24 protein-coding genes and 1 tRNA gene are annotated in these 21,748 nt (G+C 63.9%); 13 read left to right on the forward strand and 12 right to left on the reverse strand.

Features of this window, described 5'->3' with window-relative positions; translation table 11 throughout:
- The first annotated feature begins 248 nt into the window (after positions 1 to 248).
- From AWB70_RS03665 to AWB70_RS03690, 6 genes are all read left to right on the forward strand, one after another.
- Positions 249 to 1,652, forward strand: coding sequence for a sigma-54-dependent transcriptional regulator (locus AWB70_RS03665; protein WP_053567732.1), 1,404 nt, complete (start codon positions 249 to 251; stop codon positions 1,650 to 1,652).
- A 222-nt stretch (positions 1,653 to 1,874) separates the two neighbouring features.
- The gene (locus AWB70_RS03670) at positions 1,875 to 2,057 is read left to right on the forward strand and encodes a hypothetical protein (protein WP_041730217.1); all 183 of its coding nucleotides are present in this window, start codon (positions 1,875 to 1,877) and stop codon (positions 2,055 to 2,057) included.
- Positions 2,058 to 2,282: 225 nt separating this feature from the next.
- Positions 2,283 to 2,519: a hypothetical protein gene (locus AWB70_RS03675; RefSeq protein WP_014190819.1), complete on the forward strand. Its 237-nt coding sequence runs from the start codon at positions 2,283 to 2,285 to the stop codon at positions 2,517 to 2,519.
- A 191-nt stretch (positions 2,520 to 2,710) separates the two neighbouring features.
- A complete protein-coding gene (gene otsA / locus AWB70_RS03680) occupies positions 2,711 to 4,162 on the forward strand; it encodes an alpha,alpha-trehalose-phosphate synthase (UDP-forming) (protein WP_014190820.1) in 1,452 nt (483 codons plus the stop codon).
- A 126-nt stretch (positions 4,163 to 4,288) separates the two neighbouring features.
- On the forward strand, positions 4,289 to 4,642 hold the full coding sequence (locus AWB70_RS03685; RefSeq protein ID WP_053567733.1) for a hypothetical protein: 354 nt from the start codon (positions 4,289 to 4,291) through the stop codon (positions 4,640 to 4,642).
- A 115-nt stretch (positions 4,643 to 4,757) separates the two neighbouring features.
- Positions 4,758 to 5,666, forward strand: coding sequence for a YihY/virulence factor BrkB family protein (locus AWB70_RS03690; protein WP_041730219.1), 909 nt, complete (start codon positions 4,758 to 4,760; stop codon positions 5,664 to 5,666).
- Between the two features lie 648 nt (positions 5,667 to 6,314).
- Here the strand turns inward: AWB70_RS03690 and AWB70_RS03700 are convergent.
- Positions 6,315 to 7,784 (reverse strand): RNA polymerase factor sigma-54, encoded by a 1,470-nt coding sequence (locus AWB70_RS03700; RefSeq protein WP_053567734.1) that lies wholly within the window; start codon positions 7,782 to 7,784, stop codon positions 6,315 to 6,317.
- A 477-nt stretch (positions 7,785 to 8,261) separates the two neighbouring features.
- On the opposite strand from AWB70_RS03700, the gene AWB70_RS03705 reads away from it, so the two are divergent.
- Both AWB70_RS03705 and AWB70_RS03710 read left to right on the forward strand, forming a co-directional pair.
- On the forward strand, positions 8,262 to 8,603 hold the full coding sequence (locus tag AWB70_RS03705) for a BON domain-containing protein (protein WP_014190824.1): 342 nt from the start codon (positions 8,262 to 8,264) through the stop codon (positions 8,601 to 8,603).
- A 324-nt stretch (positions 8,604 to 8,927) separates the two neighbouring features.
- Complete coding sequence (locus AWB70_RS03710; RefSeq protein WP_041730221.1) at positions 8,928 to 9,152, forward strand: hypothetical protein; 225 nt, start codon at positions 8,928 to 8,930, stop codon at positions 9,150 to 9,152.
- A 97-nt stretch (positions 9,153 to 9,249) separates the two neighbouring features.
- Here AWB70_RS03710 and AWB70_RS03715 read toward each other — a convergent pair whose 3' ends face one another.
- A complete protein-coding gene (locus AWB70_RS03715) occupies positions 9,250 to 9,702 on the reverse strand; it encodes a PA2169 family four-helix-bundle protein (protein ID WP_014190825.1) in 453 nt (150 codons plus the stop codon).
- A 187-nt stretch (positions 9,703 to 9,889) separates the two neighbouring features.
- On the opposite strand from AWB70_RS03715, the gene AWB70_RS03720 reads away from it, so the two are divergent.
- Positions 9,890 to 10,138, forward strand: a complete 249-nt coding sequence (locus AWB70_RS03720; RefSeq protein WP_041730223.1) for a hypothetical protein — start codon at positions 9,890 to 9,892, stop codon at positions 10,136 to 10,138.
- A 72-nt stretch (positions 10,139 to 10,210) separates the two neighbouring features.
- Here the strand turns inward: AWB70_RS03720 and AWB70_RS03725 are convergent, their stop codons facing one another.
- The 6 genes from AWB70_RS03725 to AWB70_RS03750 all read right to left on the reverse strand — a co-directional run bounded on the left by AWB70_RS03725 (position 10,211) and on the right by AWB70_RS03750 (position 14,398).
- Positions 10,211 to 10,783 carry a glycine zipper family protein gene (locus tag AWB70_RS03725; RefSeq protein ID WP_053567735.1) on the reverse strand — a complete coding sequence of 191 codons (573 nt, stop codon included), beginning with the start codon at positions 10,781 to 10,783 and terminating at the stop codon, positions 10,211 to 10,213.
- Positions 10,784 to 10,856: 73 nt separating this feature from the next.
- Entirely contained in the window at positions 10,857 to 11,144 is a 288-nt protein-coding gene (locus AWB70_RS03730; RefSeq protein WP_045450410.1) for a DUF1488 family protein, read from the reverse strand.
- Between the two features lie 83 nt (positions 11,145 to 11,227).
- Positions 11,228 to 11,785: a DUF4142 domain-containing protein gene (locus tag AWB70_RS03735; RefSeq protein WP_053567736.1), complete on the reverse strand. Its 558-nt coding sequence runs from the start codon at positions 11,783 to 11,785 to the stop codon at positions 11,228 to 11,230.
- Positions 11,782 to 12,333, reverse strand: coding sequence for a type 1 glutamine amidotransferase domain-containing protein (locus AWB70_RS03740; RefSeq protein WP_053567737.1), 552 nt, complete (start codon positions 12,331 to 12,333; stop codon positions 11,782 to 11,784). The genes AWB70_RS03735 and AWB70_RS03740 overlap by 4 nt, the downstream gene beginning before the upstream one ends.
- A gap of 94 nt (positions 12,334 to 12,427) precedes the next feature.
- On the reverse strand, positions 12,428 to 13,795 hold the full coding sequence (locus tag AWB70_RS03745) for an MFS transporter (RefSeq protein WP_014190830.1): 1,368 nt from the start codon (positions 13,793 to 13,795) through the stop codon (positions 12,428 to 12,430).
- A 99-nt stretch (positions 13,796 to 13,894) separates the two neighbouring features.
- Positions 13,895 to 14,398 carry a YbhB/YbcL family Raf kinase inhibitor-like protein gene (locus AWB70_RS03750; RefSeq protein ID WP_053567738.1) on the reverse strand — a complete coding sequence of 168 codons (504 nt, stop codon included), beginning with the start codon at positions 14,396 to 14,398 and terminating at the stop codon, positions 13,895 to 13,897.
- 290 nt (positions 14,399 to 14,688) lie between these two features.
- Here AWB70_RS03750 and AWB70_RS03755 point away from each other — a divergent pair, with 290 nt between their 5' ends.
- Positions 14,689 to 16,167, forward strand: coding sequence for a sensor domain-containing diguanylate cyclase (locus AWB70_RS03755; protein ID WP_082378036.1), 1,479 nt, complete (start codon positions 14,689 to 14,691; stop codon positions 16,165 to 16,167).
- Between the two features lie 22 nt (positions 16,168 to 16,189).
- Here the strand turns inward: AWB70_RS03755 and AWB70_RS03760 are convergent, their stop codons facing one another.
- Positions 16,190 to 16,579, reverse strand: coding sequence for a hypothetical protein (locus tag AWB70_RS03760; protein WP_143281607.1), 390 nt, complete (start codon positions 16,577 to 16,579; stop codon positions 16,190 to 16,192).
- Between the two features lie 129 nt (positions 16,580 to 16,708).
- Here AWB70_RS03760 and AWB70_RS03765 point away from each other — a divergent pair, with 129 nt between their 5' ends.
- A complete protein-coding gene (locus tag AWB70_RS03765; protein WP_014190834.1) occupies positions 16,709 to 17,389 on the forward strand; it encodes a TetR/AcrR family transcriptional regulator in 681 nt (226 codons plus the stop codon).
- A 71-nt stretch (positions 17,390 to 17,460) separates the two neighbouring features.
- On the opposite strand, the gene AWB70_RS03770 is transcribed toward AWB70_RS03765, so the two are convergent.
- Positions 17,461 to 18,318: a shikimate dehydrogenase gene (locus AWB70_RS03770; protein WP_053567739.1), complete on the reverse strand. Its 858-nt coding sequence runs from the start codon at positions 18,316 to 18,318 to the stop codon at positions 17,461 to 17,463.
- Positions 18,319 to 18,560: 242 nt separating this feature from the next.
- Between AWB70_RS03770 and AWB70_RS03775 the strand changes: the two genes are divergently transcribed.
- Positions 18,561 to 20,456, forward strand: coding sequence for a bifunctional sugar phosphate isomerase/epimerase/4-hydroxyphenylpyruvate dioxygenase family protein (locus AWB70_RS03775; RefSeq protein ID WP_053568100.1), 1,896 nt, complete (start codon positions 18,561 to 18,563; stop codon positions 20,454 to 20,456).
- 21 nt (positions 20,457 to 20,477) lie between these two features.
- On the opposite strand, the gene AWB70_RS03780 is transcribed toward AWB70_RS03775, so the two are convergent.
- Positions 20,478 to 20,792 carry a hypothetical protein gene (locus AWB70_RS03780; protein ID WP_053567740.1) on the reverse strand — a complete coding sequence of 105 codons (315 nt, stop codon included), beginning with the start codon at positions 20,790 to 20,792 and terminating at the stop codon, positions 20,478 to 20,480.
- Positions 20,793 to 20,967: 175 nt separating this feature from the next.
- Between AWB70_RS03780 and AWB70_RS03785 the strand changes: the two genes are divergently transcribed.
- A tRNA-Arg gene (locus tag AWB70_RS03785) sits at positions 20,968 to 21,042 on the forward strand.
- 214 nt (positions 21,043 to 21,256) lie between these two features.
- Here the strand turns inward: AWB70_RS03785 and cynS are convergent.
- Positions 21,257 to 21,727: a cyanase gene (cynS, locus tag AWB70_RS03790; protein WP_053567741.1), complete on the reverse strand. Its 471-nt coding sequence runs from the start codon at positions 21,725 to 21,727 to the stop codon at positions 21,257 to 21,259.
- Positions 21,728 to 21,748 lie beyond the last annotated feature (21 nt).

Here is a 21,748-nt window from a genome sequence, read left to right on the forward strand (position 1 = left end):
ACCTTTATAATCAGCGAAACGTCTGCAATAAGTTGCCTAAATGGAAAAACTTACGCAGCAGCCGTACCCCAAGCGTGCAGAACATCGGTAACTATTTTATTTATCGCGCATTTTGCGTCGGACCGATTATTTTTAATCGGGCGTAACCGTGAATCGCACCGGCCCGGGCGGCGTCCTTGCCGCGCGGAGAAGACCACGCCACCACCGGGCGTGTGACCCTGAAACGCTTTGGAAGAATTCGAGACGCAATGCCACATGTATTGATTGTCGATGACGATCCCAGTACGCGCGAAGCGCTAGCCGCGATCATCGGCGAAGATGGATTGACGACGGCCGTCGCCAGCGATTTGCGCGAGGCGCGCATTCAGCTCGTGCGTCAGACGCCGGACGTCGTATTCACCGATCTGAAACTGCCCGACGGCACCGGCGTCGATCTTTTCGAAGATCTGGACCCGCGCTCGGGCGTGGAAGTGATCGTGATCACCGGCCATGCGACGGTGGAGTCCGCCGTCAGCGCGCTCAAGATGGGCGCGGCGGATTACCTCGTCAAGCCGATCAACATGCAGCGCGTGAAGGCGATCCTTTCGCGCCTTCCGCGCGCCGGCGATCTGAAGGCGGAAATCGGCACCTTGCGCGGCGAGTTGCGCCGCATGGGCCGCTTCGGTCTGATGCTCGGCAATTCGCCGGCGATGCAGACCGTCTACGATCAGATCGGCCGCGTCGCGCCGACGGCCGCATCCGTCTTGCTGATCGGCGAATCCGGCACCGGCAAGGAAGTCGCCGCGCAGACGCTGCACGAGCTCAGCCTGCGCCGCAAACATTCGTTCATCGCGGTGAACTGCGGCGCGATCTCGCCGAACCTCATCGAATCGGAGATGTTCGGCCACGAGCGCGGCGCGTTTACGGGCGCGGACCGTCAGCACAAGGGTTATTTCGAGCGCGCGAACGGCGGCACGCTGTTCCTCGACGAAATCACCGAAATGCCGATCGAGCTTCAGGTGAAGCTCCTGCGCGTGCTGGAAACGGGCATGTTCATGCGCGTGGGCACGACCAAGGAAATCGAAACGGACGTACGCCTGATCGCCGCGACCAATCGCGATCCCGAGCAGGCCGTGCTGGAAGGCAAGTTGCGTCTCGACCTGTATCACCGTCTCAACGTCTTCCCGATCAACCTGCCGCCGCTGCGCGACCGGGGCAAGGACGTCGAGTTGCTCGGCCAGGCGTTCCTGGACGAACTGAATTCGCGCTACAGCACGAAGAAGGGTTTTCCGGCCGCCGTGCGCGACATGCTCGCCTCCTACAACTGGCCCGGCAACGTGCGCGAGCTGAAGAATTACGTACAGCGCGCGTACATCATGTCGGCGTCGGATTCGGACAGCACGGCGACCGTGCCGTTGCAAATTTCGCTGTCGAAGCCGTCGGCGGGCACGGCCGTGACGATTCCGTTTGGCACGTCGCTCGCGCAGGCTGACCGTCAACTGATTCTCGCGACGCTCGACCAATGCGGCGGCGTGAAGACGCGCGCCGCGGAAATCCTCGGCATCAGCCTGAAAACGCTCTATAACCGGCTCGTCGAGTATGGTGAGGATGCCAATAAGGCGGCGGTGGGCGAGGGCGGCGACGTCAACGAGCCGGATAGCGAAAATCCTTGAACGTCGCGTATCTTTAGACAAAAACACGCCTGCGTCTTACTAAAGCGCAGGCGTTTTTCATTTGGCAGGCGCGTTTTCTACGCCGATAATGTGACAGAGGGATGCGGACCGGGCGCTTTCGTAGGGGCATGCCCCTTGCGGTAGATCGAATGACATCGGCGCACGCCGTGACGGCGCGACGCGGATGGGAAAGTACGATCACAAGACCGCAAGGAGCCCGTCATGTCCCTCGAAGCACAGACGCCGCAGCCGCCCGACCCGCCGGTAACGCCGCCCGACCAGCCGCCGCCCACGCCGATTCCGCCGGACACGAATCCGGACCCGACGCGCGAGCCGCCCGTGCCGCCGTCGCAGCCGATCGGCGATCCGCCGCCGGGGCCCGGCGAATCGCCGCATGTGTATTAGCGGCGCCGAAGGACGTTGGACCGCAGACGTTGGACAATGCCCAGAATTCGTGCAAGGTTTGAATAAGTTTCCATCCCGGACGTAGGGATTACAACGGATGACGCAATAATGACCGGCGACACGCCCTGTCGCCGGTCGTTTTTTCTGAAGCCGCGCTTGAAACGAGCGCACCGGTCCGACGCCGCCGACGTCACTATCGCGACGGCCTTCTTTTCTGGAGGCATCATGAGGCATCCCGCACTTCGACGCTCCGCGCGTCACTCGTCCAAGCGCGAAGCCCGCGCCGAAGCCGCCAAGGCGGGCGGCGTGCAGAGCGCATCGGCGCCGCCCGCCGAGCACGACCCGGCCGGGCAGAACCGCCCCGCGCCTGGCGCACCGCCCGACGGCGAGCACAATCAGGGCGGCGTGCGGCGCGAGGGAATCGACTATCAGCGCGATCTGGGCTCCGAGCAGGACGCGTGATTCAGGCCGGCCGAAGCACCCGGCACAAGAACAAAAATTTCTACGCGGCGCGCATTCGCCGCGTGTTTTCGTTCGTCCGTAACATCTCCATACAAACTTTTATTTACAGATTTCGACATAACGGCACATCTTTTGCATACCCTTAATCGCCAATTCGAGCATGCAACGACAACTGATGAGGTGATGCTGTAATGAGCAGATTGATCGTGGTATCGAATCGCGTCGCTCCGATCCAGGAAGGCAAGCCCAGCGCGGGCGGCCTCGCGATCGGCGTGCTGGACGCGCTCAAGGAAACGGGCGGCGTGTGGTTCGGGTGGAGCGGCGAGATCGTCGGTGAGGCGGGCGCTCCGGTGGCCGAGCAAAGCGGCAAAGTAACCTACGCGACCGTCGGACTTACGCGTCGCGATTACGACCAGTACTACCGCGGCTTCTCGAACGCGACCCTGTGGCCGACGTTTCACTACCGCAATGACCTCTCGCGTTTCGATCGCGAGGAGTACGCCGGTTACATGCGCGTCAACGCGAGCCTCGCCGCGAAGCTCAAGACGCTCCTCAAGCCCGACGACATCATCTGGGTGCACGACTATCACATGCTCCCGTTCGCGCAGGAACTGAGAAAGCTCGGCGTCGCGAATCCGATCGGCTTTTTCCTGCATATTCCGTTTCCGGTGCCCGAGATGATGCGCACCGTGCCGCCGCACGAGGAACTGATCGCGGCGATGTGCCAGTACGACGTCGTCGGCTTCCAGACGGATGCCGATAAGCAGTCGTTCATCGATTATGTGGAGCGCACCGGCCGCGGCCATTACAGCGACGACGGCATGCTTCAGGCGTTCGGCCGCATGCTGAAAGTGGGCGCGTATCCGATCGGCATCTATCCGGACGCCATCGCCAAGGCCGCCGAGCAGTTTTCCAACCGCAAGCAGGTGAAGAGCCTGCGCGACAGCATGAACGGTCGCAAGCTCATCATGAGCGTCGACCGTCTGGATTACTCGAAGGGTCTCGTCGAGCGCTTTCAGGCCTTCGAGCGGCTCCTGCTGAACGCGCCGGGCTGGCATGGCCGTGTCTCGCTCGTGCAGATCGCGCCGCCGACGCGCTCGGACGTGCAGACGTATCAGCGCATCCGCCAGAATCTCGAAGGCGAGGCGGGGCGCATCAACGGGCGTTTCGCGCAGCTCGACTGGACGCCGATCCAGTACCTCAACCGCAAGTACGAGCGCAACCTGCTGATGGCGCTGTTCCGGCTCTCGCAGGTTGGTTACGTGACACCGCTGCGCGACGGCATGAATCTCGTCGCGAAGGAGTATGTCGCGTCGCAGGACCCGGCCGATCCGGGCGCGCTGGTGCTTTCGCAATTCGCGGGCGCGGCGGATCAGTTGCCGGGCGCGCTGGTCGTCAACCCGTTCGATTTGTCGCAGATGTCCGAAGCGCTGGAGAGAGCGCTGTCGATGCCGCTCGCGGAGCGCAAGGCGCGTCACGCCGACATGATGGTGCCGCTGCGCGAGAACAATCTTTCGGTCTGGCGCGATTCGTTCCTTTCGGATCTGCGCAGCGTCGCGACGGCGACGTCGGTCACGGAAAAGACCGTCAAGACGGTGAAGCAGGGCGCGAGCGAGGCGAAGCGTCCGGCGGCGAAGGCCTGATTTCTTCGCAGTAAGCTGTGTACACGGCCCCGCGCTTCGGAAGGAGCGCGGGGTTTTTCATGCGCCGACGCGCCGTTCGCGGAACGGGTTTTGCGGATTCATCATGGACACGATCCAACGGAGGTCATGATGAGCGGAAGCACACTGAACCCGCCGGAAGACGACGGCGTGGAATACGGCAAGGGACACGGCACGGGCGCGCTCGGACCGAGCGACTCGTCCGACAGCGGCTCGGACGTGCAGGGCGAGAAGCGCTATCCGGGCGACATCGAAGACGAGCTCGATGCGCACGCGATCGGCCAGTCCAGAGCCGAACTCGACAGCGACACCGACCGCGCGGGCACGGGCGAAGTCGCATCGGCGGACGGCGATAACAACCTGCAATCCGACGCCGATATCCTGCCCGATGACATCGAGGACGACACGCGCGGCCTCGTCGATGAAGACGCCGACCCTGACCCTGACGCGGACCGAAGCTGAGCGCTTCATGAGGTGCAATCGCGGCGCGCTCGTGACGGAGCGCGCCGTTTTTTGCACGCGCAACGCGTGTCGGGGCTAACATCGTCGGTTGACACATTCGCCCTTTACGCCTTCGATGGATCAGGACGTCCCCACTCAAACCGCGCCCATCGCCTCGGGCCGCACTTCGCGTTTCGGCTGGCTCTCGTGGATCGTCGATCCGATCGTGCAATGGACGCAGGATCACTGCCTGATGTTCTCGGCGGCGATCGCGTTTTTCGCCGCGTTCTCGCTCGCCCCGACGCTCGTTATCGTGATCGCGGTGGCAAGCGTGTTCTTCGGCGCGGATGCCGTGCAGGGGCGGCTCTTCGATGAAATCAGCGGTGTCGTTGGCGTCGATGCGGCGCACGCGCTGGAGGCGATCGTCGCGAACGCGTGGCATGCGGATATCGCGCGCAGCACCGCGATTCTGTCGCTCGCGGGCGTGCTGGTTGGCGCGTCGGCGACGTTCTCTTCGCTGCACAGCGCGCTCAACGTGATCTGGCCGACGCCCGCCGTGAGCACGCGCGAAAGTATCGTCACGCTATTGCGCGTGCGGCTGATGTCGTTCGGGCTGGTGGTCGGGTCGGGATTGCTCGTCGCTGCGCTGCTGGTGATGGATGCGCTCGTCGAATTGCTCGGGCACTGGGCGCTCGGCGATGGCAGTCCGTTCGTGGTGCTGTCCGGGCTCACGCGGCGCGCGATATCGCTCGCTGTGCTGATGATCGCGTTCAGCGTGCTGCTCAAGTTTCTGCCGACTACGCGAATGCTCTGGCGCGATGCTGCGCTCGGTGCTGCGGCGGCCGCATTGCTGTTTGAAGGTGGTAAGCGGTTGTTTGCGTTTTATCTTGCGCACGCGGGGACGGCGAATATGTTCGGCGCGGCTGGGTCGCTGGCGATTATTCTCATGTGGCTGTATTACTCGGCGGCCGTGTTTTTGCTCGGGGCGGAGCTTTCCGCTACCGCGGCGAGGAAGCGGACGCATCGGGCGTCGGGGTGGCGTTAGGTTTTGCTTGTTTTTTTCGTGGAGCTTGCTTTGGTGTTGGTCTATTAGCACTGCCCCTCCCCGGGGCGGGGGTAACTTTCTTTGCTGCTGCAAAGAAAGTCACCAAAGAAAGCAGCTTTGTCACCGCCCGCGGTCACACGCAGTTTGGCCATGCTTGCCAGCCCACGGTGGCACTCGCCTAAAGAGTGCCCTCACAGGCCCAACCGCGCTTGGATCGCGCACGGTCTGACAAGCCAGTGCGCGAAGCGCGCTGGTTCAGCACGAAATAGCACCTGCACAGCGCTGCGCGCTGCCGTGGGGTATGCGAGGGAAACCAGCGAACACGAATGCAATCGCATACCCGATTAACCCGTCGGCCGCGAAGCGGGCTGGAGCTTGAAATGGCTGTGCCGGTTCGTTACGCGGCGCGATGTGACGGATCGTGCGCGATCCAAGCCCGATTAGTTCTTCGAGGGCACTCTTTAGGCGAGGGCCATTCCCCGAGGAGAAAAGTGGCCAACGTGCGTGTGACCGCGGGCGGTGAGAAAGCTGCTTTCTTTGGTGACTTTCTTTGCAGCAGCAAAGAAAGTTACCCCCGCCCCGGGGAGGGGCAGAGCTAATAGACCGACAACAATGCAAGTTCCCCGCAAAACAAGCCCCGTAGCCGCCTCAAGCCTGCCGCCGCAACTCCGCCGGCGGCACCTTCATCAAATGCCGATACTTCGCCACCGTGCGCCGCGCGACGATCACCCCCTGATCCGCAAGCATCTTCGCAAGACTCACATCCGACAGCGGATCGCGCGTATTTTCCTTCGAGATCATTTCCTTCAGAAGCGCCCGCACGGCCGCGGCCGAACACGTGCCACCGCTCTCGGTGCTCAACTCCCGCGGGAAGAAGTGCTTGAACTCGAAAATGCCACGCGGCGTCGCCATGTACTTGTTGCCCGTCGCACGCGAAATGGTCGATTCGTGCAGGCCGAGCTCGTCGGCGACATCGCGCAGAACAAGCGGCTTGAGCGCAATCTCGCCGTAATCGAAGAACGCCTTCTGATGCGAAACGATGCACTCGGCAACGCGCTGGATCGTCGTGAAGCGCTGCTGCGCGTTGCGGATCAGCCAGCGCGCTTCCTGCAACTGCTGTGCGAGCGGCGAACGGCTCGCGCCCGCCGACTGCGCGAACAACTCGGCGTACATGCGATGAATCCGCGCGCGCGGCAACACCGCCGGGTTGATCGTCACGACCCACTGCTTTTTCGCCTGACGCACGATGACGTCCGGCACGACGTAATTGTCCTCGCTCGAACCGTAGTTCTCGCCTGGCTTCGGATCGAGACGGCGCACGAGCGCGCATGCGATGCGCAGTTCATCCGCGCTGCAGCCGATCTTCTTCTGCAACTCCGCCTGCTCGCGCCGTGCGAGCCGCTCCAGATGATGCCTGACGATTTCGAGCGCGACAGCGCGGCCCGGCGTCTCCTCGTCCAGCGCTTCGAGTTGCAGGGAAAGGCATTCGGAGAGCGTGCGTGCGCCGACGCCCGGCTTGTCGAGCGACTGCACGAGTCTGAGCGCGATGACGAGCTCGTCTTCGTTCAGCGCCGGCTCGATCTCGACGACGCCCGCAAGCTCGCTCAGTTCCTGACGCAGATAACCGTCGTCGTCGAGCGCTTCGATGATGAGTTGCGCAATCGCGCGGTCGCGCTCGTTCAGTTGATACAGGCGCAGCGCGTCGTGCAGCGTCTCATGCAGCGACGGCTCGATGCGCACCCAGTCGGCGGGATCGGAACCTTCGCCGTCGCCGTTGCCGCGCGAAGCGCCGCGGCCGAACGGATCGGACGAGAAGTCGCTCACGGCATCGTCGCGGGAACTGGTGTCTGCACTGGCTTCGCTCTCCATGCTCGGTTCGGACGTGAGCGGGGCTTCGGCCGCCGTGTCGGCGGTCGTCGTGGAACTGCCGTTGTCGGCGCCGAGGGCGTTGTCTTCGGTCTGCGACTCGTCGTATTCGAGGAAGGGATTCGTATCCAGCGCGTTGCGCAATTCCTGCTGGAACTCCAGCGACGAGAGTTGCAGGAGACGAACCGACTGCTGGAGGCGCGGCGTGAGCGCCAGTGTTTGCTTTGCGCGGAGTTCGAGTGTAGGCGGCATTGCTTGCTAATCCTCGATTGTTCTAGACCTGATTGTTCTAGACGTAGTTGGGCGGGCTTTGCGGCTAGTTAAAGCAACAGCCATGCCATCTAACGATAAGCTCGTGCGGCGATTACGTTTTTCGTCGTCCGCTTCCTTCTGTCGGCGGCCTGGGCGGCCGTTTTCAACGCAGTTTTTACACGCGCCCGGCCAAAAGCGACGCGCGTTTCGCGCCGCGCCGCCCGCGCAGCGACGGGCATGTCTGACCATGTCGAAGATTTGTTCGAAAGCTCACGTTGCCCTTTGCGCAGCGGGGATTCGCGGGCTGATCAGCCGCGTTTCTATCGCGCCCGCAGCGGATGAGGCACGCAAGTTGCGGTTGGAGGGAACGATCCGCGTGCTACGGGCGCGGACGTGACAAACAGCGTCCCCCGCGCGCATCGAATGAAGCGGGCGAACGGGGCGCGAGACCAAAATCGACAAAATGGGAGTATTGCCATGAAGACGACTCAAATCCTGAAGGCAGCCGGCGGTATCGCGTGTGTGGTGTTTGCGCTGAACGTGGGGGCACAGACGAATTCGACGACATCGAAGAGCAGCGCCGATACGTCCATGGGCCAGAAGGTCGACGACAGCGCGATCACCACCAAGGTCAAGGCCGAGCTGCTGGGCGCGAAGAACGTCAAATCCACGCATATCCACGTGAAGACGCGCGCAGGCATCGTCTCGCTGACGGGTTCGGTGCCGTCGGCGGAGGACAAGACCGCCGCTGAAGAGGTCGTCTCGAACGTCTCGGGTGTTGCTTCCGTGAAGAACCATCTTAAAATTGCCGCCAAGTAATGGCATAGTTCGTATGCCCGGCTTCGCCACGGCGGGCCGCGGTTGAGTGCCAGCAGTACGGAACCCGCGCGGGGTTCGACGATTCGCCTCTTTCGGCGAGCAGTCGGGCTCCAGCGCGGGTTCTCGCATGTGAGCGCAGGGTTTGCGGTTCCGCACGGCGTTCTAGTCGCAGCTTCACGCATGACGCTTCACGCAGTGCGCATCACCTCGCAGCACTTCGAAACTTAAAACACGAGTACGACCGTTCAGGACGGTACTTACCCAGGCGGCTCTCGAATGCGCAGTAGCCCGGCGTTCAGAGGCCCCGGCAAAAAGGAGCTCTTCATGAAGACGAAAAAGATGGCATTGATCGGCGCGCTCGCGCTGGCGTTCTCGACGACGGCGTTCGCGCAGGCAGCGTCCGATGCGGCCGGAACCGCGGGCACGCATGCGAAAAAGGAGAAGGGCACCTATCTGCATCAGCAGAACAAGGCGCACAAGCTGAAGGGCGCATCGGCGGCTGCGGCGGCTTCGTCGCTCGGCACGAACGACAAGGGTCAGCCGCAGTAACGCGTCTTTTGCACGCTGGACGAACGAACGGCCGCATCATGCGGCCGTTTGTGTTTTGGCGGCCCCGGATGGCGCAGGGGCCGCGCGCTTCATTGCATCAGGACTTGGCGGCGGCGTACTGATCGCGCAAATCGCGGATGCGATCGTGATTTTCCAGCACGCCCTGATACTGCCGCTCCACGACGGCGCGGATATCGGCAGGCAGGTCCTTGTCGAGCGCCTCGCGATAGTTCTTCTTCGCGGCATCCTCACCGCGCTCGCACTCGGCGAGAATCCCGTGATCGCTGTGGCCGGTCACGGCGGACTTCACATCGACCCAGCCGCGATGCAGCGCGCCTGTCACCGAGCCGCCGGTTTCGGGCTTGCCGCCCAGTCGCGCGACGAGGTCCTGCAACTCGCGCGCGCCTTCCGCGCATTTTTGCGCGCGGTTCTGAAACAGCAGCTTGAGGCTCGGGTCACGCGTGTCCTCGGCGGCCTTGAGAAATCCCTTTTCGCCGTCCTTCGAGGTTTCGACGAGATCGTTGAGTACCGATACGACGTTCGTGCTCATGCAACACCTCCTTTTCGTTTGACATTCCCAGTGCGCGCCTCCCCTCGGGATGCGGCTCGCCGATGTATTGCGCACGCGCCGTGCCAGCAGGCGTCGAAGCGAGCGGCATGCGACTTGCTGTCGTCCACGCACTACAGCGCGCGTCCGAAACGAGACGCGCGCACATGAACGGCAACAGGAGAGCGTAGTGAAATACTTCAATCGACTCGCGAATCGCGAGTTTCTGATCCTCGTGGCCGTCGCGGCATCGGCGCTGACCTTGCAGGTGCGCGAGCATGTCGCCGATGCGCAACCAACGTACGCGCCTCATGCAATCGACGAGCGCTTATGCGAGCCATCTGCTTCAAACGAAGACGAAGCGCCGCGCATGCTGCCCGCCGACTGCGGCATTCGCGCCGATATGCGGACGCATCGGGCGCGGGCTCGGTGGGTTTGAATCGAGTGCGTCAGTAGAAAGAGAAACGCCCGCGCGAGGCGGGCGTCATCATCGAACCGATAAACGAAGCAATCACACGCGCGATTGCGCGAACTCGCCCACCGGATGCGGCGGCTGCAACGGATCGAAGTCGCTCCAGCGGCCTTGTTTCCAGCGTCCCGACGCACGCTCGATATCGAGCCCGCCCGCTTCGCGCAACGCGGTCGCGGCCTGATCCTGCGTTTCCGGCGCCACGTGCACGGCCACGAGCACGCCCGCATGACGCGCCGGCTCCTCGGCCTGCCCGGCGGTTCTGGCCTTCTTCGTATGCGACATCGCGCCGGCGAGCGACCCGATATACGCGCCGACGCCCGCAGCGATCACGGACACCAGCAGCGGCGCGTGGAAGACGGCGAAGATCGCCGCGCCCACCACCGCGCCGATCACCGCGCCGATCGTCACGCCCTTGCCCGCACCCTTCGGCGCGGCGCTCGCACCGGGGTCGGTGCCGACATCGCCGCCAACCGGATAGCGCGCGTGCTGCCCGCTCGGATTGACGAAGAAAAGAGTCACGTCTTCTTCGAGGAAGCCGCGCGCGAAGAGCTTCTGGGCCGCCGATTCGGCGGCGCGAAAAGTCTGGAATCGGCCCGCAATGATCAGGGACATGTTCCCTCCTTGTTGGCTTGGGGTTGGTCGTGTTCGCCGGATTGGCCGCGCCGCATGACGAGCGCCCGCGCGCTCATTCCGGCTCCATGCCGGCGACGCGAAACAATCCGCTTCTCAGCACGACGGGCTGGCCGCCGTTGTCGTCGAGCACTTCGGCGCAGACCGCGCGAATGCGCGCCGCGCCTTGTTCGAAAGCCGCGAGCAAATCTTCCTCGCGCGGGGACTGCGCGCCGAAATGGTCTTCCAGCGCCTCGGCGGTGATCGAACAGACGACCGGCTCGCCGTCGATGAGCGCGGCGAAGTGGATCGCGAGATCGTCGCCGTCATAAACGGGGGATTCGTCTGCAAACGTGATGTGCATGGTCGAGTCCTCATAAGCTGGGCGAGAAGCGGGACGAGAAGCGCGGCTGATCATGCCCGCACCGTTGGCGATAGTGGCGACGCTCATGACGCCGCCATCGCTTTCGCGAGTTGCTGCGCCATCTCGTAGTGATGGCTGATGACCGGCAACGCCTTGCTCGCCGCCGCCTTCAGCGCGCTGTCACTGCCGCTTTCGCTTTCCTTCTTGAACAGTTCGACGGCCTTCTGATGCCCGCTCACGGCTACCTTTTCAATATAGGCCTTGTCGAACTCCGCGCCCTGAAGATTTTGCAGGCTGCCGATCAGGGCGGAATCGGCGACGGGCGGCGCGGTGATGCCGTGCCGTTTCGCGATGACGTCGAGATTGCGCGCGAGCTTCGTGTGATCGACGATCATTCGCTGTGCGAATTCCCGCACCTGCCGGCCGCTCGCATGGGCGAGCGCGAGCTTGCTTGCGGCGAGTTCCGTCGCGCCCGCCTGACCGGCGTCCTGCAGGAACTGTTGATCGGCGGGGGAGAGCGTCGGGCTTTGCGCGACGCTCTCGGTCTGCGCGCCGGCGACGGGCACGCACGCGGCGGCGGCCAGCGCGAGCGTCAGCACGCGCATGACGGAGGGGAGCGATGCGGAGTGCGTGACGCTCATGCCGCGCGCGCCTTGCCGAGCGCCTCGATCAACGCCTGGTTGAAGGCGGGCAGATCGTCGGGCTTGCGGCTCGTGATGAGATTGCCGTCGATCTGCACTTCCTGATCGACCCATGTGCCGCCTGCATTGCGTACGTCGTCCTGAAGGCTCGGCCAGCTCGTCATCGTGCGGCCCGCGACGATGCCCGCCGAGATCGGCAGCCAGCCGCCATGGCAGATCACGGCAATCGGCTTCTTCGCGCGGTCAGCGTCCTTCACGAAGCCCTGCGCCTTCGCATCGAGCCGGATCGCGTCGCCGTTCACGACGCCGCCCGGCAGGACGAGCGCGTCGTAATCGGCGGCGTTGGCGGCATCGAAGGTGATGTCGACGTTCACCTTGTCGCCCTTGTCGACGTGCTTGAAGCCCTGAATCTGACCGGGCTTCTGCGAGACCACATCGACCTGCGCGCCCGCTTCCTTCAGCGCGCGCTGCGGCTCGACGAGTTCCGCCTCTTCGAAGCCGTCGACGGCGAGAATGGCGACCTTGAGGCCGTTGAGGGTATTGGCCATGAACACACTCCTCGTTGCTGATATCCGGACATTGCGCGTGGCGCGCGATTCATGTCCGGAGTTTCAGCAAGGGGTGTGCCTAGCGAGGGGCGCGTCAGGCCGGCTCGACGCTGCGTTTGCCGGTCAGGCGCAACATGCTGACCACGGCGGCGGCGGCCGCGAACACCGCTGCGACGGCGAGCGCGATCACCGCGCCTTGCTGCGGCGCGAGGCCGAAGATCAGCGCGACGAGCGCCGCGCCGAGCGTCTGCCCCGTGAGTCGCGCGGTGCCGAGCATGCCGCTTGCGCCGCCGCTGCGATGACGCGGCGCGGAGGCGAGCATCTGACGATTGTTGGGCGACTGGAAAAGACCGAAGCCGAGTCCGCACACGGCCATGCGCCAGGCGATGTCGAATGCGTCCGGATGCGCGCCGACGCTCGCGAGCAACGCGAGCCCGACGGTGAGAATCGCAAGGCCGATGCCGCCGAGCAGCCCCGCCGAATACCGGTCCGCGAGCACGCCCGCGATGGGCGCGACGAACACGATCACGAGCGGCCACGGCGTCATCAGAAAGCCGGTCTCGACCTGGCTCATGCCGAACTTGCCCTGCAGCAGAAACGGCAGCGACACGAACGCGAGCATCTGCGCGCAGAACGAGCACACCGACGTGCCCACCGACAGCGCGAACACCGGAATGCGCATCAGATCGACGGGCAGGAGCGGCGCGCTTTGCGTGAGTTGCCGCCGCACGAAGAAGTAGCCGATGACCGCCGCCGCGACGATTTCGCCGACGAGATACGGCCGATGCTCGCCATGTCCGAAGCCATCGACCGCGACGATCGCGATGCCGAAGAAGAGCGCATTCATGATCGCGCTGATGTAGTCGTACGGCTGCCGATGCCCCGGCGTGCGCGGCAGCGACTTCCAGCCGAACGCGAACGCCGCGAGACCGATCGGCACGTTGATGGCGAAGAGCCACGGCCAGGTCGCGACGGCGAGCACGCCCGAGGCGACCGTCGGGCCGATCACCGACGAGATGGCGACGACTGTCGCGTTGATGGACACGCCGCGCCCGATCTGGTCCTGCGGATAGATGACGCGCACGAGCGCCGTGTTCACGCTCATGATGCCCGCCGCGCCGAAGCCCTGGATCACGCGCGCGATGGTGAGCGTGGCGAGCGAGCCCGCGAGCGCGCACGCGAGCGACGAAACCGTGAAGAGCGCGAGCCCTATCATGTACACGCGCCGGTAGCCGATGCGGTCGCCCAGCGAAGCGAGCGGCAGCAGCGAAATGGTGATGGCGAGCTGGTAGGCGTTGACGACCCAGATGGAGTCGGCGGGCGAGGCGTTCAGATTGCGCGCGATGGTCGGCAGCGCGACGTTGGCGATGGCGCCGTCCAGCACCGAGAGCGTGATGCCGAGCGCGACGACAGCAATGGCCCAGTATCGCTGGGGCAGCGGCAAACCTTGTTCGGAATCCATCGATGACCGGGAAGTGGCGGGCGGCGCATTGTATGCCGCGCCGTTTTCAAACGGCTTGTGAGTCGGCGCGGCCGCGGCAGCCGCGCCCCGTCCGCAGGCTTACTTCAGCTCGTAGAGACCGGTGTAGGTGGCCGAATCGATCTCGTTCAGATGCGTCATGAAGCGCGCGACCGCATTGGTCGTGCTGGCGTCGAGCGGAAGGTTCTCCGCGGAGAGCGCATGAATGCGGAAGATGTAGCGATGCGGCTTGTCGCCCCGCGGCGGCGCCGCGCCGCCGAAGCCGACCGTGCCGTAGTCGTTGCGAAGCTGCAGCGCGCCCTGCGGAAGCAGCGCGCCGTCCGCCGTGCCGGCGTTGCGCGGCAGCGAGCGCACGTCGGGCGGAATATTGACCACGATCCAGTGCCAGAAGCCGCTGCCCGTGGGCGCGTCGGGATCGTAGACGGTGAGTGCGAGACTGCGCGTGTCGGCGGGCGGGGCTTCCCATTGCAGCGCCGGGGAAACGTTGTCGCCCGCGCCGCCGAAGGCTTGCTGGTCGAATTCCTGCGCGCGCGTCATGAAGCCGTTTGCCGGAAATTCGTCGGACCAGATGCGGAAATCAGCCATGAGAGTCGTGCCTCCTTCTTCTTGCAATGTGGATGGATGCGGCACTGCGCACCGGACCGCGTGATGCCGCGGTCAGCCAGGCGGTGCAGCAAACGTGCCCGCGCATTGCGCGCCGGAAGCGCGCGCATCGCGAGGGCATAGCGAATCGAGTGTAGCATCCGCCCCCGATATCCGGCTTGCGCACAATCGCCGCGGCGGCGCGTTCCTCCGGACCGCGATTCGGCCCCGGAAATACGACGCGCGATACAATAATGAGATGAATTCAGCCGGCGCGAGCCGAAAGGACGATCATGCCCAACGACCCGCGCCGCGCTGCCGGTCAATTCATGCCGGCGGGCCTGCCGGAGGACGATGCCGACATGTTCGACCTCGCGCCGGTCTCGCTCTGGCTCGAAGACTTCAGCGCCGTGCGTGAGCAGTTCGAACGCTGGCGCGCCGCGGGCGTCGCCGATCTGCGCGCGTTTCTCGCCGAGAATCCCGCACGCGTCGCGGAGTGTTCGTCGCGCATTCGCATCGTGAAGGTCAACCGCCGCACGCTGTCGCTCTTCAACGCGAAGGACGCCGATCATCTCGTGCAGAACGTCGATCGCGTCTTCCGCGACGACATGCTCACCACGCACGTCGACGAGCTCGACCAGCTCTGGTCCGGCAAGACAAGTTTCGTGAGCCAGACGGTCAACTACACGCTCGACGGCAAGCGCCTCGACGTGCTGCTCAAGGCCGTCATCCTGCCGGGGCATGAAGATTCGTGGAGCCGCGTGCTCGTCACCATCGAAGACATTACCGAGCTCGAAGCGATGCGCCGCACGGCGGCCGCGAGCGCGCTCTACGCGCGCGGGCTCTTCGAGCATTCGCCGGTGTCGCTGTGGGTCGAGGATTTCAGTTCCGTGAAGGCGCTGCTCGACGACGTGCGCGAGCGCGGCATCGTCGATTTCCGCACGTTCACGAACGTGCATCCGGAGTTCGTCGAACGCTGCATGCAGGAGATTCACGTGCTCGACGTGAATCAGCACACGCTGCGCATGTTCGCCGCGCACGACAAGGCGACGCTGCTCGCGCGCCTGCCCGAGATCTTTCGCGACGACATGCAGCAGCACTTCCAGGAACAGCTGATCGATCTGTGGGACGGCAAGCTCTTTCATCAGCGCGAAGTGCTCAACTATTCGCTGGACGGCAACGAGGTGCACGTGCACTTGCAGTTCTCGGTGTTTCCGGGGCACGAGGCGCGCTGGGATCTCGTGCTCGTCGCGCTCACCGACATCACCGCGCGCAAGAAGGCCGAGGCGTATCTGGAATTCCTCGGCAAGCACGACGTGCTCACGAAGCTCAAGAACCGCTCGTTCTACATCGACGAAATCAACCGGCTCGAACGCAAGGGCCCGTTCCCGGTGACGGCGATCGCGGTCGATGTGAACGGGCTCAAAGCCGTCAACGATCAACTCGGCCACGCCGCCGGCGATGCGCTCCTGCGGCGCGCGGGCGAAGTGCTCGGCAAGGCGGTGGAAAAGCCGTTTCAGGCGGCGCGCATCGGCGGCGACGAGTTCATGGTACTCATGCCCGGCACCGACGAGCGCGGCGGCGAGGCGGTCATCGAGAGCATTCGCCAGTTGCTCGAAGTGAACAACCAGTTCTATTCGGGCATGCCGCTTTCTTTCGCGATGGGCGCGGCCACGGCGCACGAAGGCGAGCGGCTCGAAGCGATGCTGCAACGCGCCGATGCCGCGATGTATGCCGAAAAGCGCTTGCACTACGACGGCAAGGGCGAGTGACGGGTGCGTGACAGGTTCTCGACTATTGCGGCTGCGTGACTTCGTCCATGCCGCGATCGATCGCCGGGCACGCCTCGCCGATCTCCTTCTTGTACTCGGCGGGATTGCTCGTCTTCAGCTTCTCGAAGCGCTCGACGGTCGGTTGCGCCTGTGCGAGGCCGAGCTTCCATTCGCCGTCGAAATCGGGTGCGTCGGGATAGCTGCGGCGAACGACGTCGCGAAAACGCGCGATCTTCGCGGCATCGAGATGACACACGTCCGCCGCGCCGCGCGCGATGTTCGCGCTCGTCATGACGCCTTCGGCCGCCATCAGTTGCTTCGAGGACGGATGGCCGGGCGGCATGGCCGTCTGCGCGGTCGCGAAGGAACACCACGCCGTCAGACAGAGGAGTGCAGGGAGCTTGGTGCGCATTGGATTCGTATAGGTTTGCGGGGATGAAAAATTATAGGTGACGTAGCCCGAATCGAATGCCGCCGACGCTAAAGATGCCTATATAGCCCGTGCTAGAATCGATTCTCAACGCCGTTCTCAGACAGAAAAATGAAAAAAGGAAGCAAGGCCGCCCCTGCCGCGCCCTCGTCGACCACAGCGGAAGGGCGCCGCAAGTACGATCCTGAGGAGACCAAGCGGAACATTCTCGACATCGCCACGCAGGAGTTCTCGGCGATGGGACTCGCGGGCGCGCGCGTCGACGCCATCGCGGAGCGCACCAACACCACCAAGCGCATGCTGTACTACTACTTCGGCAGCAAGGAAGGGCTGTACGAGGCGGTTCTGGAGCAGGTGTACGGCGATATCCGCGCGCTCGAACAGGAGTTGCAGCTCGCGGAAATGGACCCGGAAGAAGCGCTGCGCGAATTCATCGGCTTCACGTTCGACTATCACGACAAGCATCGCGATTTCGTGCGTCTCGTCACGATCGAAAACATTCACGCGGCGAAGTACATCGAGCAGTCGAAGACCTTCAAGGCGCGCAATTCGACTGTCGTGAAGACCATCGAGGATCTCATCGCGCGCGGCGTCGCGGCGGGCAAGTTTCGCGACGACGTCGATCCGATCGACCTGCATCTGATGATCAGCTCGTTCTGCTTTCACCGCGTGGGCAACCGTCACACGTGGGGCGCGGCGTTCGGGCGCGATCCGTCGGGGCCGCGTGCGCGGGCGCGTCATCGCGAGATGATCGTCGATGCGGTGCTGCGCTACATGCGGCGCGACGGCTGACGTTTTTATCGCGCCAATGACGAAACGGCGACGCTCTCGCGAGGTCGCCGTTGTCTATTGCAATCGATGAATCAGCTTTCCAGCAAGCTCTGGAAGTGCGCGAACATGCGCTCGGCATCCGGCTCGCGGCCGGTGAAGATGCGCAGCGCATCGACGGCCTGACACACCGCCATGCCGCCGCCGCTCACCGTGCGGCAGCCGATGGCTTTCGCCGCCTTCAGCAGTTCCGTTTCGAGCGGGAAATACACGATCTCCGCGACCCACAATTCCTTGTGCAGATAATCCGCCGGCAACGGCAGGCCGGGCAGCTTCGCCATGCCGGTAGGCGTCGCGTGGATGAGCCCGCTCGCCGACGCCAGCGTGTCGCGCAGATCGCCGCCGCTTTTCACGACGCGGTCCGGAAAGCGCGCCGCGAGTTCGGCGGCGAGCGAGGCGGCGCGCGCATCGTCCGAATCGAACAGCGTGAGTTCGCGTGCGCCCATCGTGAGCGCCGCGTGCGCGACGGCCGCGCCCGCGCCGCCCGCGCCGAGCTGCACGACGCGTTCGAGCGGCACGCCCGGCAGCCCGCGCTGGAACGCGCGCGCGAAGCCCGACCAGTCCGTGTTGTAGCCGATGCGCTTGCCGTCCTTCAGCACCACCGTGTTGACGGCGCCGAGCGCGCGGGCGTCGGGGTCGAGGTCATCGAGCAACGGGATCACGCTTTGTTTGCACGGATACGTGATGTTCAGGCCGTCGTAGCCCATGCGCTCGGCCGCGACGAGCAGATCGGGCAGGGCGGACGGTTCCAGCGCGAGCGCCTGCAGGTCGATGCGCCGGTAGACGTAATTGAGCCCCAGATGGGCGCCTTCCTTTTCGTGCATGGCGGGCGTGAGCGAGCCGCCGATGCCCGATCCGATCAGGCCGATGAGATACGAAGTCTTGTTGGTCATGCGAGCGCTCCGGCACGGTGCACTGTTGTTGCAGTGCGAAATTGAATACGCGCAGTGTGAACGCACGCGCGAGCCTTGTCGGTTCGTGTTTTCACTAATTTGTACGGTCTAGTTAGTTTGTTATGATCTCGCAGAATGACATGGATTGCGCGCGTCTGCCGTACGGACGTCCTACACTGGAAAGCACCGCATCCATCCCGCATTCACTGAATTGCTACGAGGAGGCAGCGATGCTGCGTTCAATCCGGACTTCCATCGCGACGGTATCCATCAGCGGCACGCTTCCCGAGAAGCTGCGCGCCATCAAGGCGGCTGGCTTCGACGGCGTCGAGATTTTCGAGAACGATCTGCTGTATTTCGACGGCACGCCCGCCGATGTGCGCCGCATGTGTGCCGACCTTGGCCTCGAAATCTATTTGTTCCAGCCGTTTCGCGATTTCGACGGCGTGAGCGCCGAACGGCTCGCGAAGAATGTCGAGCGCGCCAAACGCAAGTTCGAGCTGATGCACGAGCTCGGCACGGACCGCATCCTCGTGTGCAGCAACGTGTCGCCGGACACCATTCGCGACGACGCGCTGCTCGTCGATCAGCTCGGCGTGCTCGCGAAAATCGCGGAAGAGGCCGGCGTGATCGTCGCGTACGAGGCGCTCGCGTGGGGCCGCTACGTCAATTCGTACAAGCACGCGTGGAAGCTCGTCGATGCCGTGAATCATCCGAGCCTCGGTCTCGCGCTCGACACCTTCCATACGCTGTCGATCCGCGATTCGGTGGACGAGATCGCGTCGATTCCGGGCGAGCGCATCGCGTTCGTGCAGATTGCCGATGCGCCCGTGCTCGCGATGGACGTGCTCGAATGGAGCCGTCACTATCGATGCTTTCCGGGGCAGGGCGCGTTCGATGTCGCGGGCTTCACGGCGCGCGTGCTCGAATCGGGCTACAAGGGGCCGCTCTCGCTGGAAATTTTCAACGATGGTTTTCGCGCCGCGCCGACCGCGATCACGGCGGCGGACGGCCATCGCTCGCTGCGTTTTCTGGAGGAGCAGACGCGCGCGCTGATGGGAGACAAGGCGCCGCCGGAACTCTTCAATCCGCCCGCGCCGCCCGAGCACATCGGCTTCCAGTTCCTCGAATTCGCCGTCGACGATTCCACGCGCGAGCATCTCGCGCAATGGCTCGGCAGGCTCGGCTTCAGGCTCGCGGGCAAGCATCGCTCGAAGGATGTGGCGCTGTACCGGCACGGCGCGGGCTCCATCGTGCTCAATGCCGAAGCCGACTCGTTCGCGAGTGCGTTCTTTCAGAAGCACGGCTTGTCGCTGTGCGCGTCGGCGTTTCATGTCGATGATGCGAAGCTCGCCTTCGAGCGCGCCGCGGCGTACGGCTCGCAGCCGTTTTCGGGGCGCGTCGGCCCGAACGAGCGCGTCGTGCCGGGCGTGCAGTCGCCCGACGGCAGTCTCGATTATTTCGTCGACGAAGCGAAGGGCGGCCCGACGCTCTGGGAGTCGGACTTCAATCTGACGGATATCGACGGGCCTTATGAAGTGGGGCCGCTGTCGCGCATCGATCACGTGTGCCTCTCGCTGCCCGCCGATGCGCTCGATACGTGGGTCTTGTTCTTCCGCAGCGCGTTCGGCTTCGAGACTGAGCCGGCCGTGCTCGTGCCCGATCCGTACGGCCTCGTTCGCAGCCGCGCGGTGCGCAGCCGCGACGGTTCCGTGCGCATTGCGCTGAACGCATCGGTGGACCGCTATACGGCGGTGGCCGAATCGCTGTCGACCTATCGCGGCTCGGGGCTGAATCACGTCGCGTTCAGCACGCCGGATATCTTCGACGCCATTCCTCGCCTCGAAGCCGATGGCGTGAAGTTCCTGCGCATCCCGCGCAACTACTACGACGATCTGGTCGCGCGCTTCGGCCTGCCCGACGAGCAGATCGAACAGATGCGCGAGCACAACATCCTCTACGATCGCGACGAGCGCGGCGGCGAGTTCTTCCACGCGTACACGGAGCAGCTCGACCAGCGTTTCTTCCTGGAAGTGATCGAGCGGCGCGGCGGTTACGATGGCTACGGCGCGGCCAACGCGGCCGTGCGACTCGCGGCGCACGCGCAACAGCAGCAGCGTGCGCGGCAGGCGGCTTAGAAACGGAAACGCGTCAGGTTGTCAGGCGCTGTGTGATTTTTCGCTGGCGACGCGTGCGCGTTCCCGGCTGAGCTCTTCCTCGCGCGCGCGCCCGGCGGCTTCGAAGGCATCGATATACAGATACAGCCGGTGCACGGTCTGAATCTGCGTGTGCGAGAGATGCGACTGGCGCATGATCGAGGCGAGCCGCGCGCGCCAGTACGAAGGCGGCAGCAACGGGCCGCCCAGATCGCACGACAATGAACGACGTAACACCAGTTCGAGGTGCGTCAGGTCCTGGTCCGCCAGCAACGCCGAAAACGCGCCCTGCGGCTTGATATCGGGAAATGGGTTCATTACTCCGATGGCGGCGCGATTCGGCGAGACTTGATAGGGACAAACCCGCATGTAGCGCGTGTTTTTTTCGATGCGCGCCGCAGCGTTCGAATTTGTTCATGCCGAACCGGAAGCCGCCATGCGCGTTTGCTATACTCTGCGCTCGCTCGCCGACGCATCGCGCGGGCGCGGTCCGCTCCCCGTAGTTCAATGGATAGAACGAGTGCCTCCTAAGCGCTAGATGCAGGTTCGATTCCTGCCGGGGGGACCAAATTGATTTCGCGAGATTCGGCGAAATCGTCATCACCATCAACGTGCCTGCAAAAAGGGTTTTCCATGGAAAACCCGGCGCGTCCACGCCGCTCTCTCACCCACCTCCCAGCGATATCGGAAATCTCGATCTATACGGGCCTTTAAATACAATACGTATTGCTAATCAAAAATTGGGGAATCCACCTTGTCCAAGATGATTCCCCACCGCTGCATCAGAACGGCTTGGTCGGCAGATACTTCCCGTCGAGCGTGATCACGGCGCGCGAGCCGCCTTCCGGATCGTCCACTTTCTTGATGTCCAGCTTGAAGTTGATCGCGCTGATGATGCCGTCGCCGAACTTCTCATGAACCAGCGCCTTCAGCGTCGATCCGTAGATCTGCACGATTTCGTAGAACCGGTAGATCGTCGGATCGGTCGGCACGCCGCCCGGAATGCTGCCGCGTACAGGGATGGCTTGCAGCAGGCGAACGGCGTCTTCGCCGAGTTCGAGCTTGTCGGCCACCACTTGCGCGGCCTTGGCCGGCAGCGGGTGCTGGCCGAGCAGGGCGGCGGTGACGAAGGCGATGCTCAAACCCGTGCCTTCATTGATCTGCTCGAACGTCAGGTTCTTGCGAACCTTCGCGTCGATGATGATGTCGGTCAGTGCTTGACGGGGGGCCTGGCTGGAAATGGATTGCGTCATGACGATGCTCCTTTCGATCGA

The sequence above is a fragment of the Caballeronia cordobensis genome, assembly GCF_001544575.2.
GTDB classification, from domain to species: domain Bacteria; phylum Pseudomonadota; class Gammaproteobacteria; order Burkholderiales; family Burkholderiaceae; genus Caballeronia; species Caballeronia cordobensis.

Coding starts and splice junctions, on each gene's coding strand:
- AWB70_RS03710 (WP_041730221.1), top strand. CDS start 8,928: ATGAAGACGAAAAAGATGGCATTGATCGGCGCGCTCGCGCTGGCGTTC.
- AWB70_RS03665 (WP_053567732.1), top strand. CDS start 249: ATGCCACATGTATTGATTGTCGATGACGATCCCAGTACGCGCGAAGCG.
- AWB70_RS03675 (WP_014190819.1), top strand. CDS start 2,283: ATGAGGCATCCCGCACTTCGACGCTCCGCGCGTCACTCGTCCAAGCGC.
- AWB70_RS03750 (WP_053567738.1), bottom strand. CDS start 14,398: ATGGCTGATTTCCGCATCTGGTCCGACGAATTTCCGGCAAACGGCTTC.
- AWB70_RS03765 (WP_014190834.1), top strand. CDS start 16,709: ATGAAAAAAGGAAGCAAGGCCGCCCCTGCCGCGCCCTCGTCGACCACA.
- AWB70_RS03770 (WP_053567739.1), bottom strand. CDS start 18,318: ATGACCAACAAGACTTCGTATCTCATCGGCCTGATCGGATCGGGCATC.
- AWB70_RS03670 (WP_041730217.1), top strand. CDS start 1,875: ATGTCCCTCGAAGCACAGACGCCGCAGCCGCCCGACCCGCCGGTAACG.
- AWB70_RS03740 (WP_053567737.1), bottom strand. CDS start 12,333: ATGGCCAATACCCTCAACGGCCTCAAGGTCGCCATTCTCGCCGTCGAC.
- AWB70_RS03780 (WP_053567740.1), bottom strand. CDS start 20,792: ATGAACCCATTTCCCGATATCAAGCCGCAGGGCGCGTTTTCGGCGTTG.
- cynS (WP_053567741.1), bottom strand. CDS start 21,727: ATGACGCAATCCATTTCCAGCCAGGCCCCCCGTCAAGCACTGACCGAC.
- AWB70_RS03735 (WP_053567736.1), bottom strand. CDS start 11,785: ATGAGCGTCACGCACTCCGCATCGCTCCCCTCCGTCATGCGCGTGCTG.
- AWB70_RS03725 (WP_053567735.1), bottom strand. CDS start 10,783: ATGTCCCTGATCATTGCGGGCCGATTCCAGACTTTTCGCGCCGCCGAA.
- AWB70_RS03755 (WP_082378036.1), top strand. CDS start 14,689: ATGCCCAACGACCCGCGCCGCGCTGCCGGTCAATTCATGCCGGCGGGC.
- AWB70_RS03715 (WP_014190825.1), bottom strand. CDS start 9,702: ATGAGCACGAACGTCGTATCGGTACTCAACGATCTCGTCGAAACCTCG.
- AWB70_RS03685 (WP_053567733.1), top strand. CDS start 4,289: ATGATGAGCGGAAGCACACTGAACCCGCCGGAAGACGACGGCGTGGAA.
- AWB70_RS03760 (WP_143281607.1), bottom strand. CDS start 16,579: ATGCGCACCAAGCTCCCTGCACTCCTCTGTCTGACGGCGTGGTGTTCC.
- AWB70_RS03745 (WP_014190830.1), bottom strand. CDS start 13,795: ATGGATTCCGAACAAGGTTTGCCGCTGCCCCAGCGATACTGGGCCATT.
- AWB70_RS03690 (WP_041730219.1), top strand. CDS start 4,758: ATGGATCAGGACGTCCCCACTCAAACCGCGCCCATCGCCTCGGGCCGC.
- otsA (WP_014190820.1), top strand. CDS start 2,711: ATGAGCAGATTGATCGTGGTATCGAATCGCGTCGCTCCGATCCAGGAA.
- AWB70_RS03730 (WP_045450410.1), bottom strand. CDS start 11,144: ATGCACATCACGTTTGCAGACGAATCCCCCGTTTATGACGGCGACGAT.
- AWB70_RS03705 (WP_014190824.1), top strand. CDS start 8,262: ATGAAGACGACTCAAATCCTGAAGGCAGCCGGCGGTATCGCGTGTGTG.
- AWB70_RS03700 (WP_053567734.1), bottom strand. CDS start 7,784: ATGCCGCCTACACTCGAACTCCGCGCAAAGCAAACACTGGCGCTCACG.